General features: G+C 74.3%; 15 protein-coding genes. 8 read left to right on the forward strand and 7 right to left on the reverse strand.

Features of this window, described 5'->3' with window-relative positions:
* Window positions 1-140 precede the first annotated feature (140 nt).
* Both ABT299_RS37220 and ABT299_RS37225 read right to left on the reverse strand, forming a co-directional pair.
* Complete coding sequence (locus ABT299_RS37220) at window positions 141-908, reverse strand: SDR family NAD(P)-dependent oxidoreductase (RefSeq protein WP_500253598.1); 768 nt, start codon at window positions 906-908, stop codon at window positions 141-143.
* Between the two features lie 171 nt (window positions 909-1079).
* Entirely contained in the window at window positions 1080-1751 is a 672-nt protein-coding gene (locus tag ABT299_RS37225) for an NADPH-dependent F420 reductase (RefSeq protein WP_500253599.1), read from the reverse strand.
* 83 nt (window positions 1752-1834) lie between these two features.
* On the opposite strand from ABT299_RS37225, the gene ABT299_RS37230 reads away from it, so the two are divergent.
* Entirely contained in the window at window positions 1835-2269 is a 435-nt protein-coding gene (locus tag ABT299_RS37230) for a winged helix-turn-helix transcriptional regulator (protein WP_500253600.1), read from the forward strand.
* Here the strand turns inward: ABT299_RS37230 and ABT299_RS37235 are convergent.
* Window positions 2256-3038 (reverse strand): enoyl-CoA hydratase/isomerase family protein, encoded by a 783-nt coding sequence (locus ABT299_RS37235; RefSeq protein WP_433139938.1) that lies wholly within the window; start codon window positions 3036-3038, stop codon window positions 2256-2258. The two genes, ABT299_RS37230 and ABT299_RS37235, sit on opposite strands and share 14 nt — an antisense overlap.
* A 160-nt stretch (window positions 3039-3198) precedes the next feature.
* Here ABT299_RS37235 and ABT299_RS37240 point away from each other — a divergent pair, with 160 nt between their 5' ends.
* Together ABT299_RS37240 and ABT299_RS37245 are read left to right on the forward strand one after the other, a co-directional pair.
* Window positions 3199-6228 carry a DEAD/DEAH box helicase gene (locus ABT299_RS37240; protein WP_500253601.1) on the forward strand — a complete coding sequence of 1010 codons (3030 nt, stop codon included), beginning with the start codon at window positions 3199-3201 and terminating at the stop codon, window positions 6226-6228.
* Window positions 6228-7010, forward strand: coding sequence for an SWIM zinc finger family protein (locus ABT299_RS37245; protein WP_500253602.1), 783 nt, complete (start codon window positions 6228-6230; stop codon window positions 7008-7010). Before ABT299_RS37240 ends, ABT299_RS37245 begins: the two co-directional genes overlap by 1 nt.
* Before the next feature lie 27 nt (window positions 7011-7037).
* Here ABT299_RS37245 and ABT299_RS37250 read toward each other — a convergent pair whose 3' ends face one another.
* Window positions 7038-7880 carry a M55 family metallopeptidase gene (locus ABT299_RS37250; protein WP_500253603.1) on the reverse strand — a complete coding sequence of 281 codons (843 nt, stop codon included), beginning with the start codon at window positions 7878-7880 and terminating at the stop codon, window positions 7038-7040.
* 12 nt (window positions 7881-7892) lie between these two features.
* On the reverse strand, window positions 7893-9071 hold the full coding sequence (locus ABT299_RS37255; RefSeq protein ID WP_500253604.1) for a sensor histidine kinase: 1179 nt from the start codon (window positions 9069-9071) through the stop codon (window positions 7893-7895).
* A 117-nt stretch (window positions 9072-9188) separates the two neighbouring features.
* Between ABT299_RS37255 and ABT299_RS37260 the strand changes: the two genes are divergently transcribed.
* The 4 genes from ABT299_RS37260 to ABT299_RS37275 are packed head-to-tail and all read left to right on the forward strand — an operon-like array spanning window position 9189 to window position 11773.
* Entirely contained in the window at window positions 9189-10082 is an 894-nt protein-coding gene (locus ABT299_RS37260) for an ABC transporter ATP-binding protein (RefSeq protein WP_500253605.1), read from the forward strand.
* A complete protein-coding gene (locus tag ABT299_RS37265) occupies window positions 10079-10933 on the forward strand; it encodes an ABC transporter permease (protein ID WP_500253606.1) in 855 nt (284 codons plus the stop codon). Before ABT299_RS37260 ends, ABT299_RS37265 begins: the two co-directional genes overlap by 4 nt.
* A gap of 25 nt (window positions 10934-10958) precedes the next feature.
* The gene (locus ABT299_RS37270; protein WP_151600480.1) at window positions 10959-11204 is read left to right on the forward strand and encodes a helix-turn-helix transcriptional regulator; all 246 of its coding nucleotides are present in this window, start codon (window positions 10959-10961) and stop codon (window positions 11202-11204) included.
* Window positions 11204-11773 carry a hypothetical protein gene (locus ABT299_RS37275; protein ID WP_500253607.1) on the forward strand — a complete coding sequence of 190 codons (570 nt, stop codon included), beginning with the start codon at window positions 11204-11206 and terminating at the stop codon, window positions 11771-11773. Before ABT299_RS37270 ends, ABT299_RS37275 begins: the two co-directional genes overlap by 1 nt.
* Here ABT299_RS37275 and glgP read toward each other — a convergent pair.
* A complete protein-coding gene (gene glgP, locus ABT299_RS37280; RefSeq protein WP_500253608.1) occupies window positions 11770-14415 on the reverse strand; it encodes an alpha-glucan family phosphorylase in 2646 nt (881 codons plus the stop codon). The genes ABT299_RS37275 and glgP overlap by 4 nt on opposite strands.
* A 55-nt stretch (window positions 14416-14470) precedes the next feature.
* Complete coding sequence (locus tag ABT299_RS37285) at window positions 14471-14998, reverse strand: VanZ family protein (protein ID WP_500253609.1); 528 nt, start codon at window positions 14996-14998, stop codon at window positions 14471-14473.
* A 219-nt stretch (window positions 14999-15217) separates the two neighbouring features.
* Between ABT299_RS37285 and ABT299_RS37290 the strand changes: the two genes are divergently transcribed.
* Window positions 15218-15357 (forward strand): maltotransferase domain-containing protein (locus ABT299_RS37290; protein ID WP_500253611.1); only part of this gene is annotated, 140 nt, incomplete at its 3' end.

The raw sequence follows: 15357 nt of genomic DNA on the forward strand, positions 1-15357 counted from the left end.
CGCCCGGCAGGCCGAACCTCAACCTACTCAAGCGTAGGTTCGATGGTCGCCAGTCCACCTGACCCGCGTCAAGTCACCCCCGTGACAATCAACCACGGGAGTGTTTTGTAGACCTGAGCGAAACCGGCGGCTTCCTTTTGTCACTGCGTGTCGGCCGCCTGGTGCCACATCCGGTTCACCGCGGCGCGGAGCAGCGGGCGCGGGACGAGCTTCAGCGCCGGCAGCGCGGCCTTGTACTGCGCGCCGGGAACGCAGAGCGCGCGGCCGGCCGCCACCGCGTCCAGCCCGGCCCTGGCCACGTCGTCGCGGCGCAGCCACAGCAGGTTGGTCGGGGCGTCGTCCTCGGTGCGGGTGAACCCGGGGCACAGCGCGGTCACATGGACGCCCTTGGACGCGACCTCCGCGTGCAGGCTCTCGGAGAAGGACGCGACGTACGCCTTGGTCGCGCCGTAGGTGGCGCTGCCGGGCGACGGCGTGAACCCGGCCATGGACGCGACGTTCAGCACGCCGCCGCGGCCGCGCAGGATCATCCCGGGGATCGCCGCGTGGGTGAGCCGCACCAGCGCGGTGACGTTCAGCTCCATCTGCCGCAGGTGGTCCTCCATGGGCAGGTCCGCGAACGCTCCAAAGGCGCCGTGGCCCGCGTTGTTGACCAGGAGCTCGACGGGTTCGGCGCGCAGCCGCCGCTCGATCTCGCCGCGCTGCGCGGGGTCGGTGAGGTCGGCGGCCAGCACCTCGACCGCGACCCGGTACCGCTCGACCAGCTCGCGGGCGAGCCCGTCCAGCAGGTCGCCGCGGCGGGCCACGATGACCAGGTCGGTGCCGCGGGCGGCGAGGAGGCGGGCGAAGCTCTCGCCGATCCCGCTGGACGCGCCGGTCACGAGCGCGGTTCGGTACGCGTGTCGCATGGCGGCAGATGCTATCGGCGATCTTCGTCCGGACCGGGCCGCCCGCCGAAATCGCATGGCGTCCGGATCCGGCGCCCCCGGACGCGCGCGCGGTGCCCGCCCTCAGCTCGCCCACGGCCGCACTCGGTCCGGACGCGGGACGGCCCCGCGCCGGGGCCGTCCCGCAGGCCGTCAGCGGGCGGCGGTTTCGGACGTCCGCATCGGTTCGACGTCCGCCACAACGGCGGCCGGCGGCAGCATCGCCACCGGGTCCTCCCCCGCCATCCAGAGGCCGACGAGGAACGCCGTCGCCGCCTCCAGGAGCCCGGCCCGGGCCAGCCCGCCGCCGTCCATCGGGACGCAGCCGATGTCGGCCACCAGGCGGCGCGCCACGGCCAGCGCGTCCGGGTCGTCCCCGCACAGCGGGACGCCGAGGGGCCGCCCGCCGAACTCCGGCGGCGCCATCCGCCACACCGTGTCCGGGCACGTGTTGAACGCCTTCACCACCCGCGCGCCGGTCAGGTCGGCGATGCGGCGCGCCGCCGAGGGGCCGCCCTCGGTCTTCATCCGCTCGAACGGCGGCTCCATCGGGTTCGTGCAGTCGAGGAGGACGCGTCCCGCGAGGGGGCCCGCCTGCCGCAGGGCGTCCTCGACGCCCTCATGGGTGACGGCCAGCAGGACCGCCTCCCCGAACGCGGCCGCCTCGCGCAGCGTCCCGCCTTCAGCGCCGCCGCCGATGCGGCCCGCCAGCGCGACCGCCTTCTCCGGCTCCCGCGCCCCGATCCGCACCTCGTGCCCCTTGCGCGCCCACTGCGCGGCGAGCGCGTCCGCCATGTTGCCTGCGCCCAGCACACCGATCCGCATGACGACCTCCCGTGTCGATTACCGTCGGACGGGACGCTAAGCGGTTCGTTCCGCACCATCCGGTGCGTATCGGGAGGGGCAGAATGGACGATCTCGAGTTCGTCGCCGACTGCCAGACGCGGCTCGGCCTCGACCTGCTGTCCGGCACCTGGACCGGCGTCGTGGTGTGGACGCTGCAGCACGGCCCGCTGCGCCCGCGCGAACTCCAGGACCGGATCGGCGGCATCAGCCAGAAGGTGCTGACGGAGACGCTGCGGCGCCTCGAGCACAACGGGCTGGTCGTCCGCCGCCGCTATGCCGAGGCGCCGCCGCGCGTGGAGTACGAGCTGACCGGCGCCGGGCGCGGGATGCTCGAACCCCTCTCCGCCCTGGGCCGCTGGACCGAGCGCTACGCCGCCGACGTCCTCGACGCGCAGGAGCGCGCGGCCACCCAAGCGACGGCACCGGAAGCCACGGCACCGGACGGCACGGCACCGGGCGGCACGGCGGCGCGGGAGCGCGCGCTCAGCGGCCCTTGAACGTCGCCTTGCCCGGCCCCTCCTCCATGAAGGACTTCATGCCGTCCTTCTGGTCCTCGGTGGCGAACAGCGCGGCGAACTGCACCCGCTCGATCTCCAGCCCGGTCGCCAGGTCGACCTCCAGTCCCGCGTCGACGGCCTGCTTCGCGGCGCGCAGCGCGACCGCGGGCCCGCCCACGAACGACGCCGCCCACTCCTTGGCCGCCGTGTAGACGTCGGCGTCCGGGACGACCCGGTCCACCAGGCCCATCGCGAGCGCCTCGTCCGCCGCGACGTGCCTTCCAGAGAAGATCAGGTCCTTGGCCTTGGACGGCCCGACGAGCCGCGCGAGCCGCTGCGTGCCGCCCGCGCCGGGGATGATGCCGAGCTGGATCTCCGGCTGCCCGACCTTCGCGCCCTCGCCCGCGACGCGGAAGTCCGCGGTCAGCGCGACCTCCAGGCCGCCGCCCAGCGCGTATCCGGTGATCGCCGCGATGACCGGCTTCGGGATCGCGGCGAGCGCCTTGGTGAAGTCCTGCAGCAGCCGGGAGTGGCCCGCCGCCATCTCCGCGTACCGCATCGGCGCCATCTCCTTGATGTCGGCGCCCGCCGCGAACACCCGCTCCCCGCCGTACAGCACCACCGCCGCGACCGCGTCGTCCGCGGCGACCTCGCCCGCCGCCTCGATCAGCTCCCGCTGCATCCGCGCGTTCAGGGCGTTCATCTTCGGACGGTCCAGCCGGATCGTCGCGACGCCGCCCTCCGTCTCCACCCGCACGAACTCGCCCACGAACGCCTCCAAGATCCTCTGGTCGACCGACGTCCCGAACCTAACAAGCCCGGGCGCCCCGCCGGCCACCACCGCCCCGCCCGTCGCGGCGGCCCGGCTGTCGGACACCACTGGTAGCTTCGGGCGCGGCAGTCACATCGCACGTCACCGGGAGTCTCGGATGCTGGTCGCCCATGCCGCCTGGCATGGCGGAGCGCTCTGCCTGTGGGCCGAGCGCACCGGCCCGCACGAGCCGTCCGGCGGCGACGAGCACCCGTTCGCGACCCGCGACTTCGGCGGGACGTCCTACGAGCCGCTCCTGCGCGGCGCGTTCCGCGTCGAGCTGACGATGACGCTGCCGACCGCCGGCGACCATCCGCTGCCGTCCGCCGAGCTCGGTCCCGAACCGGTGTCCGAGGAGCCAGGGCTGCGGCCGTGGCGGGTGCCGGCGCTGGTGCTGGAGCCGTTCCCGGCGATGGCGCTGCTCCAGGCCGCCGAGCACAGCGGCGACGTCGTCCCCGGTTCCGACCTGCGGTTCCTGTGCGTCCTCGCGGACGAGGCCGTGCACCTCGCCCGGCGCGGCCAGGTGCTGCCCGCGCTGCTGCGCGAGGACGGCGACCTCGTCGCCCGCTGGCGCCCCGTCCTCGACGACCCGGCCCGGTTCCGGGCGCTGGCCCGCGCGATGCCCGCCGCGTGCCGCGCCGCCGACGGAGGCCGTCCCGCCGCCGAGGTGCTGCGGGAGGCGCTGTCCGGGCTGGTCGACACCGCCGTCCGGGGCACCGTCCCGCATCCCCTGCTGCCGGCCCGGCGCGGCCGGGTGCCCGACCGGCTGCCGCTCGCCGAGCGCTGGGCGGAGGCGCTGACCGGCCCGTCCGCCGAGGTCGCGCGGGAGCCCGGCGACGACCCCGACGAGCTGATCGCCGAGCTGGACGCGTGGGCCGCCGCCGCGCGCCGCCCGTCCGGACCGCTGCGCGTCTGCTTCCGGCTCACCGAGCCGGGCGCCGAGGAGTTCAGCGCCGACCCGTTCCCCGAACCGGACGACGAGGAGGACACCGAGCCCGGCGACGCCTGGAGGGTCGAGTTCGCGCTCCAGGGCACCGACGACCCCAGCCTCTACGTGCCCGCCGCGATGGTGTGGGCGGGCGACGCCACCTCGATCCCGGACGCGGAGGAGACGCTCCTCGCCGGCCTCGGCCGCGCGCTGCGCCTGTTCCCCGACATCGCGCCCGCGCTCGACGACCCGGCGCCCGCCGCGCTGACCCTCGACACCGCCGGCGCGTTCCGCTTCCTCCGCCGCGCCGCGCCGATGCTGGCCGCCGCCGGGTTCGGCGTCCTGCTCCCCCAGTGGGCGGGCAAGGCGAAGCTCGGCATGAAGCTGACCACCCGCACCGACGACCCCGAGGCGTCCGCCGGCGCCGCCGCGCCGTCCGGCTTCGACCTCAAGGGCATGGTGAACTTCCGGTGGGACCTCGCCATCGGCGACGAGAGCATCGACGAGGCGGAACTCGAGGAGCTGGCCCGGCTGAAGACCCCGCTCGTCCGGCTGCGCGGCCAGTGGGTCGAGCTGGACGAGGAGCAGCTCGAAGCCGCCCTCGACTTCCTGCGCCACCCCCGCCAAGGCCGGATGGCCGCCGCCGAGGCGATCCGCGCGATCGTCCACGCGGGCGACGACGCGCTCCCGCTGACCGCCGTCGACGCCGACGGCACCTTCGGCGACCTCCTGTCCGGCGAGGCCGACCACCGCCTCACCCCGATGCGCACACCCGACGACCTGGACGCCGACCTGCGGCCGTACCAGGAGCGCGGCCTGGCCTGGCTGACCTTCATGAACGATCTGGGGCTGGGCGCCCTTCTCGCGGACGATATGGGGCTTGGCAAGACGATCTCCGTTCTGTCCCTTCTCGTCCACGAACGGGAGGACGCCGCCCGCCCCGGCCCCACGCTGGCGATCCTGCCGATGTCGCTGGTGGGGAACTGGCAGCGGGAGGCGGCGCGGTTCGCGCCGAAGCTCCGCGTGTACGTCCACCACGGGACGGGCCGGCACCGCGGCGAGGACCTGCTCAAGGCCGCCGCGGCCGCCGACCTGGTGCTGACGACCTACGGGACGGCGGCGCGGGACGCGGAGATGCTCGCGCCCGTCGGATGGGAGCGGGTCGTCTGCGACGAGGCGCAGGCGCTGAAGAACAGCGGCACCCGGCAGGCCCGGGCGGTGCGGAGCATCCCGGCGCGCACCCGGATCGCGCTCACCGGCACGCCCGTCGAGAACCACCTCACCGAGCTCTGGTCGATCATGGAGTTCGCCAACCCGGGGCTGCTCGGGCCGCGCGCGGTGTTCCGGCAGCGGTTCGCCGTGCCGATCGAGCGCGAGGGCGACGAGCAGGCGGCGCTCGCGCTCAAGCGGGCGACGCAGCCGTTCATCCTGCGCCGCCTCAAGACCGACAGGTCGATCATCTCCGACCTGCCGGAGAAGCAGGAGATCAAGGTCTACTGCAACCTGACGACCGAGCAGGCGTCCCTCTACCAGGCCACCGTCGACGACATGCTGGAGCAGATCGCCGAGGCCGACGACAAGCAGCGGCGCGGGCTCGTCCTGGCGACGATGGCCAAGCTCAAGCAGGTCTGCAACCATCCCGCGCACCTGCTGAAGGACGGCTCGCGGCTGCCGGGCCGGTCCGGGAAGCTCGAACGGCTCGAGGAGATCTGCGCCGAGGTCCTCGACCAGGGCGAGAAGGCGCTCGTCTTCACCCAGTACGCCGAGTTCGGCTCGATGCTCCAGCCCTACCTCGCGGCCCGGCTCGAACGCCCGGTGCTCTGGCTGCACGGCGGGACGTCCAAGCAGGCCCGCGACGACCTCGTCCAGCACTTCCAGCGGGACGAGGAGCCGGCGATCTTCCTGCTGTCCCTCAAGGCGGCCGGCACCGGCCTCACGCTGACCGCCGCCAACCACGTCGTGCACGTCGACCGGTGGTGGAACCCCGCCGTCGAGGACCAGGCCACCGACCGGGCGTTCCGCATCGGCCAGACCCGCAACGTGCAGGTCCGCAAGTTCATCTGCGTCGGGACGATGGAGGAGCGCGTCGACGAGATGATCGAGCGCAAGAAGGCCCTCGCCGAGTCCATCGTCGGCACGGGCGAGGAATGGCTGACCGAGCTGTCCGTCGCCGAACTCCGCGACGTGCTGCGGCTGTCCCCCGAGGCGGTGAGCGACTGATGGACGACGAGGGCATCAGGGCGCGCACCAAGCGCGGCTCGATCGGCGCGCAATGGTGGTCGCGCCGCTTCATCGACCTCGTCGAGTCGTTCGCCGACACCGGGCGCCTCTCCCGCGGGCGCACCTATGCCCGCAAAGGCCAGGTGTACGACCTGCGCGTCACCCCTTACGAGGTGACCGCGAAGGTCAGGGGCTCCCGGCCCGAGCCGTACGAGGTGGCCCTCGGCATCGAGGGGATCGGCGCCGCGAACTGGCGCGCCGCGGAGAAGGAACTGGCGTCCCGCGCCGTGTTCCGCGCCCGCCTCCTCGCCGGCGAGATGCCGCCGGAGATCGAATGGGTCTTCGCCGAACTCGGCCTCGCCCTGTTCCCCAGTACGGCCTCCGACCTGCACCTGATGTGCGACTGCCCCGACTGGGGCGACCCGTGCAAGCACGCCGCGGCCGTCCTGTACCTCCTCGCCGAGGCGTTCGACGACGACCCGTTCCTCATCCTCGAGTGGAACGGCCGCGGCCGCGACCAGCTCCTCACCGCCCTGCGCCGCGGCCCCGCCGCCGCTCCCGACCCGCTGGCCATGGAGGACGAGCCGCTCTCGGCCGCCGGCTTCTGGACGCCCCCGTCGGGCCTGGCCCGCCTGCGCGACCGTCCGCCAACGCCGCCCGTCCCGCCCGGCTTCATCCTCCAGGTGGCGACGCCGCCCCCGGTAAGGATCCGCCGCCGCCCCCTCACCGACGCCCTCCTCTCCGCCTACGAGGCCCTGGCCGCCGACACCCCCACCGACTGACCCGCTGGGGGTGCGGCGTGGGCGGGGTCAGCCGTAGTGGCGGCCTGTGCAGGCGATGTCGCCGGCGAGGGTGGCGCAGATGCCGAGGAGGCCGACGACCTCGGCGTAGTCGGCCGAGGTGAACTCGGTGGTGCGGGAGGCGGTCAGGGCGACGCCCGGGATGAGGGCGCAGGACTGGGCGATCGACGTGGAGTTCCAGTCGATGGACAGGGTGTAGGGGGACGGGAGCCGCAGCGGGCGCCAGCCGGACGGGGCGCGCAGGGAGCGCAGGGCCGTCTCGTAGATCATCTCCTGGGCGCGGGCGGGCGGGATCAGCTCGGCGGCGTAGCGGTCGCGGCCCGCCTTGACCGCGACGGTCGGGACGGCGCCGAGGACGTCGCGGGCCTCGGCGCAGGCCGCCTCGTCGCCCGCGACGAGGCCGACGGGGACGCCGAGCGAGCCCGCGTAGCCCGCCATCAGCCGGATCTCCCCCGCGACCTCCCCGTTCAGGCGCGCGTCCTGGATCTCGCGGCCCATCCAGGTGTGGTTGAGGACGCCGCGTTCGGCGCCGGCGCGGGCGTGGTAGCCGACGTACAGGGCGACGTCGAAGGAGGCGTCCAGGCCCTCGCCCATCCGCATCGCCATGTGCGGGCCCCGGATCAGCGTGCAGCGCTCGTCGATCAGGTCGGCGCGCAGGTTCTTGCCGCGGCCGTGCGAGTCGGTGACGACGACCTGGTCGGCGCCCGCGTCGAACGCGGCGCGGACCGCCGCGTTCGCGTCGCCCGTCATCAGCTCGCAGCCGCGCTCGTAGCCGCGCCCGCCGGCGCGCATCTCCTCGGGGTCGGTGAGCCCCGAGACGCCTTCCATGTCGACCGAGACGAAGACCTTCATGTGATCATCGTGTCAGGTGGGGAGGGTGGCGCGGACGGTGAACCCGCCGCCGGGGCGGGGCGCGGCGTCGAGGGTGCCGCCGAGGGCCTCGGCGCGGTCGCGCATGCCGCGGATCCCGGAGCCGGTGCCGGCGGGGGCTGCTGCGGCGGTCCCGCCGCCGTCGTCCTCGACGAGGACGGTGACGTCGCCGTCGCCGTACCGGACGCGGACGACGGCGGCCGAGGCGCCGGAGTGCCGGGTGACGTTCGTGAGGGCCTCCTGGACGATCCGGTACGCGGCGTGGTCGGCGTCCGGCGGCAGGGGGCGGGGCGCGCCCTCGGTCTCGGTGCGGACGGTGAGGCCGGCGGCGGTGGTGCCGGCGGCGAGCTCGTCCAGCCGGGCGAGGCCGGGCGGGGCGTCCGGCAGGGGGGCGTCGACCTGGCGCAGCACGCCGAGCGTGGCGCGCAGCTCGCGGAGGCTGTCCTTGCTGGCGTCCTTGATGGCGGTGAGGGCCTCCCCGGCCCGGCCGGGCTCGCGTTGCAGGACGTGGAGCGCGGCGGTGGCCTGGACGTGGATCAGCGAGATGTTGTGGCCGAGCGCGTCGTGCAGCTCGCGGGCGATGCGGAGCCGCTCCTCGACGGCGCGGCGGCTGGCCTCCGCCTCGCGGGAGCGTTCGGCGGCGGCGAGGCGGCGTTCGGCCTCGCGCAGGTAGGCGCGCCGGTTGCGGGCGAAGCCGCCGATGGCGATGACGGCGACGAACCAGCCGGCGAGCAGGAAGCTCGCGGCGTCGGCGAGGTGGTTGACCTGGTCGGCGTCGTTGCCGTAGAGGGTGGCGCCCATCGCGACGGCGGCGAGCGCGGACGCCGAGGCGAGGTGCCCTTCGGCCGCCGCGGTGTAGAGCGCGATGACGAAGGTCATGATGATCGGGCCGTCGGGCGCGGTGAGCGGGTAGTAGAGGGCGCAGGCGACGAAGGTGACGGCCGCCACGGTGCGGGGGCGGCTGCGGCGGAAGGCCAGCGCGCCGCAGGCGACCGCCAGCAGCGCCCACCCGTAGAGCGGCAGGGCGCCGCGATGGAGCCCGTAGTTCGCGATCAGCGCGATCACGGCGAGGACGGCGAAGCAGGCGGCGCCCAGCAGCGCGTCGGCGCGGCGGCCGCGCGGCCACCGGAGCGCGGACGCGGCGCGGTACCGGGCGAGGGCTGGTGCGCGCACGGCCCCATCCTGCCAGGTGCGGTGTCTTGCGACCTTGCAACGAGATGTAGTACTTCTACTATCAAAAGATGCAGGATTACATCGAACGATCGAAGTTCCCGTACGGAGGAGGTGGGCATGACCGGTCCGGTGATCCGGACGCGCGACCTGCGGATGCGCTACGGCCGCACCGAGGTGCTGCGCGGCGTCGACCTGGAGGTCGGGGCGGGCGAGGTGGCGGCGCTGCTCGGCCCGAACGGCGCGGGCAAGACCACCACGATCGAGATCCTGGAGGGGTTCAGGCGCCGCTCGTCCGGGGAGGTGCGGGTGCTCGGCGCCGACCCCGGCACGGCCGGCGCGGCGTGGCGGGCGCGGCTCGGGATCGTCCTGCAGGACTGGCAGGACCATCCGCGCTGGGGCGTCCGGCAGCTGCTGGCGCACATCGCGGCGTTCTACGACCGGCCACGCGACCCCGACGAGCTGCTGGAGGCCATGGGGCTGGCGGAGCAGGCCGTGCTGCCCGCGGCGCGTCTGTCGGGCGGGCAGCGCCGCCGCCTGGACGTCGCGCTCGGCATCGTCGGCCGGCCGGAGGTGCTGTTCCTGGACGAGCCGACCGCCGGGTTCGACCCGCGGGCGCGCAGCGACTTCCACGAGCTGGTCGGGCGCCTCGCCCGCGAGGACGGCATGACGATCCTGCTGACCACGCACGACCTGGCGGAGGCCGAGCGGCTCGCGGACCGCATCGCGATCCTGGTGCGGGGCGAGGTCACGGTGAGCGGCACGCCGTCCGCGCTGGCGTCGGTCGTGCAGGCGGCGTCGGAGGTGCGGTGGCTGGAGGACGGCGCGCCCCGCGCCGAGCGGACGCCGGACCCGTCGCGGCTGGCGTACGAGCTGCACAAGCGGTTCGGCGGTCCGGTGCCGGGGCTGGAGATCCGGCGGCCGACGCTGGAGCAGAGCTACCTGAACCTGGTCGGCGGCGCCGAGACCGCCGCGACCGGAGCGGGCGCGGGCGCGGAGAGGACGGCGGCGTGAACACCAGGACGATCCGGATGGGGGTCCGGCGCGGCTGGGCCGAGCACGTCCACTCGCTGAGGAACCGGCGCGAGCTGCTGACCGGCGTCGTCGGGACCGTCGGCGTCTTCGTGCTGATGGTGCGCTGGCAGGGCGGCCACGACGCGCAGGGCACGCACGTGTCGGAGGGCCTGCTGCTCGCGGCGGGGTTCGTCGCGTTCTGCGTGTTCTCGACCGGGCTGATGAACCTCGCCATGATGATCGCGGCGGACCGGGAGGAGGGCACGCTGCTGCGGCTGCGGACGGTCCCGGGCGGCGTCGCCGCCTACGTCGTCGGGCGGGCCGTCTCGGTGCTGCTGCAGATCGTCATGTACGTGGTGCTGATGCTGGTCGCGGGCATGGCGCTGGCGGGCCTAGACCTGCCGTCCGACCCGGGGCGGTGGCTGACGCTGCTGTGGGTGGTGGCGCTCGGCACCCTCGCGGTCGTGCCGTTCGGCGCCGCGCTCGGCACGCTGCTGCCGGGGCCGCGCAACGCCGCGAGCGTCCTGTCCCTGCCGGTGATGGGCCTGATGGTCATCTCCGGGGTGCTGTTCCCGGTGACGTCGCTGCCGGAGCCGGTGCGGTGGGTCGCGCAGGCGTTCCCGCTGTACTGGGAGGGGCTCGGGCTGCGGTCGGCGTTCCTGCCGGACGCGATGCTCGCCGGGGAGATCGGCGGGAGCTGGCGCCCGCTGGAGACCGCGGGGATGCTCGGCGCGTGGGCCGCCGCGGGCCTGCTGGTCGCGCCGTGGCTGCTGCTGCGGGCGGCGCGCCGGGAGTCGGGGGCGCGGCTGGCCGCCCGCCGCGAGCGCCGGGCCGCCCAGGGCGCGTTCTGACCTCCGGGTGCGGGAGACTGGGCCGGTGGCGGACGGCAAGGCGGACAAGGAGCACGTCCACAACCGGATCGCGGTGCTGCGCGCCGAGCGCGGCGTGTCGCGCCGGGAGCTGGCGACGGCGCTGGGCGTCCACTACCAGACGATCGGCTACCTGGAGCGCGGCGAGTACAGCCCGAGCCTGCACCTCGCGCTGCGGATCGCCGCGTTCTTCGAGGTGCCGGTCGAGGTCGTGTTCTCGCTGACGCCGTTCCCGCGGCTGGGGAGCACGTGATGACGCCCGAGGGAGGGAAGCCCGGAATGTGGGAACGGTGGACGCGCCGCCGGGAGGAGGTGCTGCAGTCCGACCTGCTGACGTCCTGGCACGCGACGCGGCGCCGGCGGCGGGCGCTCGCCGCCGCCGGGCTCGCGGGCCTCGCCATGATCTGGGCCGGGACGGTCGTGTCGTGGAACCTCGCGCCCAGCGACACCGCCATGTGGACGACGATCGGCCTGCTGGCCGTGTCGGTGGCGACCACGATCCCGGTGGTCGCCGCGCTGAACATCGCGACGCGCGGGACGACGTCGCTGGCGGAGAGCCGGCTGGACGAGCGGCAGGTCGCCGACCGGCTGCGCGCCTTCACCGTCGCGCACCGGGTCATGCTCGCGGTGCTCGTCGCCGTCGTGGTCGGGGTGCTGGCCGCCGACACCGACCGCGTCCCGATGGCGGCCGTCGTGGTCGGCGTCGTCGCGCTGTTCGAGACGCACATGCTGCTGCCCGTGCTCGTCGCCGGGTGGCGGATGCCGGACCCGCCGCCCGACGACGAGGACGAGGCGGACGAGGAGGACGAGGCGGCCGGCTAGCGCAGGTCGCCGTTCGTCATGCCGTGCGGCGCCGGCGGCAGCGCGACGAGCCCCATCTCCGCCCGCGTGGACAGCATCGGGTGGCTCGGGACGACCCGGACGCCGTACCCGAACGCGCCGCTGCGGCCGAGCGGGACCTCGCCGGTGTAGCGCAGCCGCCCGTCGCCCGCCGGTTCGGCGCCGCCCAGCTCCAGGTAGGACGGGTCGGTCAGCGCGTCGGAGTCGTCCACCCGGCCGTAGGCGACCTCGACGGCGACGTCGTCGGGGTCGAGGCCGCCGAGCGCGACGACGGCCTTCACCGTCAGCAGCGCCCCGACCTGCGGGCTCTCCCCGCCGTTGGACTCGACGTGCTCGACGGTGACGCCCGGCCACGCCTTGGCGACCCGCTGCTTCCAGCCGGCCAGCGCGCGCGCACCGGCGTACTTGTCGGCGACCATCTCCCGCTCGGACTCGGCCGCCGGGGTGTACAGGTCCAGGACGTAGTCGCGGAGCATCCGGCCGGCCAGCACCTTCGGGCCGAGGGTGGCGATGGTGTGCTTGACCATCTCCAGCCAGCGGCGCGGCAGCCCGGCCGAGTCGCGGTCGTAGAAGGTGACCGAGACGTGGTCCTCGATCAGCTCGTACAGCGCGCCGGCCTCCAGCTCGTCGCGCCGGTCGGGGCTCGCGAGGCCGTCGGCGGACGGGATCGCCCAGCCGTTCTGCCCGTCGTACCACTCGTCCCACCAGCCGTCCCGGATGGACAGGTTCAGCCCGCCGTTCAGGGCCGCCTTCATCCCGGACGTGCCGCACGCCTCCAGCGGGCGCAGCGGGTTGTTCATCCACACGTCGCAGCCCTGCACCATGAGCCGCCCGAGCGCCATGTCGTAGTCGGGCAGGAACACGATGCGGTGCCGGACGTCCTCCTCGCCGGAGAACCGGACGATCTCCTGGATGAGCCGCTTGCCGCCCTCGTCGGCGGGGTGCGCCTTCCCCGCGATGACGATCTGCACCGGCCGGTCCGGGTCCAGCAGGATGCGGCGCAGCCGGTCCGGGTCGCTCATCATCAGCGTGAGCCGCTTGTAGGACGGGACGCGCCGCGCGAACCCGATGGTCAGCACGTTCGGGTCGAGGGCGTCGTCGATCCAGGACGTCTCGGCCTCGCTGGCGCCGCGCTGCCTCCACGACTCGCGGAGCCGGCGCCGCGCGTCGAGCACGAGCCGTTCGCGGAGCAGGCCGCGGATCCGCCAGATCTCGCTCTCCGGGACGTCGCGGACCTCCTCCCAGCCGCGCCCGGACGCCATCAGCGCCGGGATCTCGCGGGCGGCGAGGTCGAGGACCTCCCGCGCCACCCATGTGCCGGCGTGGACGCCGTTGGTGATGGACCCGATCGGGACCTCGGCGGTGTCGAAGCCGCCCCACAGGCCGCCGAACATCTCGCGGCTGACCTCGCCGTGCAGCTGGCTGACGCCGTTGACGCGCTGCGCCAGCCGCATCCCCATGACGGCCATGTTGAACACGGTGCGGTCGCCGCCGGGGTAGTCCTCGGCGCCGAGCGCGAGGACGCGTTCGACGGGGACGTGCGGGTCCTCGTTGGCGCCGCCGAAGTACCGGGCGACCAGCTCGCGCGGGAACCGGTCGATCCCGGCGGGCACCGGGGTGTGCGTGGTGAACACCGTGCCCGCGCGGGTCGCCTCCAGGGCCTCGTCGAACGTCAGCGCGTGCTCGGACACGAGCTCGCGGATGCGTTCCAGGCCGAGGAACCCGGCGTGCCCCTCGTTGGTGTGGAACACCTCGGGCGCGGGGTGGCCGGTGATGCGGCAGTACGCGCGGATGGCGCGGACGCCGCCGATGCCGAGCAGCATCTCCTGCAGCAGCCGGTGGTCGCCGCCGCCGCCGTAGAGCCGGTCGGTGACGTCGCGGGCGGCGGGGTCGTTGTCCTCGACGTCGGAGTCCAGCAGCAGCTGCGGGACGCGGCCGACCTTGGCCAGCCACACCTGCGCGTGCAGTTCGTGGCCACCGGCCCCGGGTTCGGCGCCGCCGGCGCCGTTGCCGCGCCCCGCCCCGCCCCGGGGCAGGCCGATCGCGACGCGGACCGGGGTCCCGTCGGCCTCGCGCAGCAGGGTCAGCGGCAGCCCGTTCGGGTCGATCGGCGGGTAGCGCTCCAGCTGCCAGCCGTCCGGCGACAGCGACTGGGAGAAGTACCCGTGCCGGTACAGCAGCCCGACCGCGATGATCGGCACGCCGAGGTCGCTGGCGGTCTTGAGGTGGTCGCCGGCCAGGATGCCGAGGCCGCCGGAGTACTGCGGCAGCGCAGCGGTGATGCCGTACTCGGGCGAGAAGTAGGCGATGGACGAGGGCGCGCCGGCCAGCGACTGGTACCAGCGCGGTGCGGTCAGGTACTCGTGCAGGTCCTCGGCCGTGTCCTGGAGCCGGCGCAGGAAGCGCCGGTCCTCGGCGAGCTGCGCCAGCCGTTCGGGCGCGACCTCGCCGAGCAGCCGGACCGGGTCGTGGTGGACGGCCTCCCACAGCGCAGGGTCCACGGCGCGGAACAGGTCCAGCGTCTCGTGGTGCCACGACCAGCGCAGATTGAGGACGAGCTCCTCGAGCTGCCGGAGCGGCTCTGGAAGGACGGTGCGGACCGTGAATCGTCGGATTGCCTTCACGCAACGTCACGCTATGCAATGCGATGCGATGACGCGACAGCCGGGAGGGGTTTCGTCACTTCGCGGATCGGTCGGCGGCGAGCGCGCGGACGCGCAGGAACCCCGACGCCGCAAGGGCTCCCGCGGCCACGCCGATCGAGTTGTACGCCATGTCACCGGGATCGCACTCGCGACCCGGATCAAGAGTTTGCAGGAATTCGACCAGAACGAACCCCGCCGAGAACATCGCCGGCGCCGCCACCGGACGGCGGGACACCAGCACCCCCAGGAAACCCAAAGGTACCCATAAGGCAACATTCATGACGTCCTCCAGGCCGCGCGATCCGAAGATGCGCAGCGACCACGCGATGTCGGACACCGGGGTCGCGACGCAGTGCTCCAGCCGCCCGCCCGCGCCCGGCGCGACGGTCGCCGGCAGCGTGATCGCCAGCACGAGGCCCGTCCAGGCCAGCAGCGCCCGCGCGGGCAGCGGCGGCCACCCCGTCCGCCGCGCGACGGGGTGCCACAGCAGGGCCACCGCCCCCGCGATCAGCGCCCACAGCACCAGCGGGCGCACCAGCTCCATCGGCACGTGATCGGGCACGCCGGTTCAACGATCCGCCGCGCCGCCGGGTTCGCATCCCCGGGGCGGTCCGCGGTCAAGATCCGCCCAACGGCGGCCCAGCGATCCCGGACGCTCGTCGCGTGCCGTGGCGGAGCGTCGCCCGGACGGTCGCGCAAAGTTATCGGCGACTCGATGACAGGTGGCGCCGCTTCCCGGGCATGGACGTTTCGGAAGTCTCGAACGGGTAGGGGATGCCATATGCAGGTCGAGTCCGGAACCTCCACGCTCACCGGTATTCCGAGGCTCGGGCGGATCCCGATCCTGGACGTGGCCCCGGTGGTGGGGGGCGGCCGGTGGCCGGCGAAGGCCGTGGTGGGCGAGACCATCGAGGTGTCGGC

Origin of the sequence: Spirillospora sp. NPDC000708 (assembly GCF_040299565.1) — a bacterium.
In the GTDB taxonomy this organism is placed as follows: domain Bacteria; phylum Actinomycetota; class Actinomycetes; order Streptosporangiales; family Streptosporangiaceae; genus Spirillospora.

Bases quoted from the DNA above. Each gene is read 5' to 3' on its own strand.
- ABT299_RS37225 (WP_500253599.1), bottom strand. From the start codon at position 1,751: ATGCGGATCGGTGTGCTGGGCGCAGGCAACATGGCGGACGCGCTCGCC.
- ABT299_RS37250 (WP_500253603.1), bottom strand. From the start codon at position 7,880: ATGAAGGTCTTCGTCTCGGTCGACATGGAAGGCGTCTCGGGGCTCACC.
- ABT299_RS37275 (WP_500253607.1), top strand. From the start codon at position 11,204: ATGACGCCCGAGGGAGGGAAGCCCGGAATGTGGGAACGGTGGACGCGC.
- ABT299_RS37260 (WP_500253605.1), top strand. From the start codon at position 9,189: ATGACCGGTCCGGTGATCCGGACGCGCGACCTGCGGATGCGCTACGGC.
- ABT299_RS37245 (WP_500253602.1), top strand. From the start codon at position 6,228: ATGGACGACGAGGGCATCAGGGCGCGCACCAAGCGCGGCTCGATCGGC.
- ABT299_RS37220 (WP_500253598.1), bottom strand. From the start codon at position 908: ATGCGACACGCGTACCGAACCGCGCTCGTGACCGGCGCGTCCAGCGGG.
- ABT299_RS37240 (WP_500253601.1), top strand. From the start codon at position 3,199: ATGCTGGTCGCCCATGCCGCCTGGCATGGCGGAGCGCTCTGCCTGTGG.
- ABT299_RS37230 (WP_500253600.1), top strand. From the start codon at position 1,835: ATGGACGATCTCGAGTTCGTCGCCGACTGCCAGACGCGGCTCGGCCTC.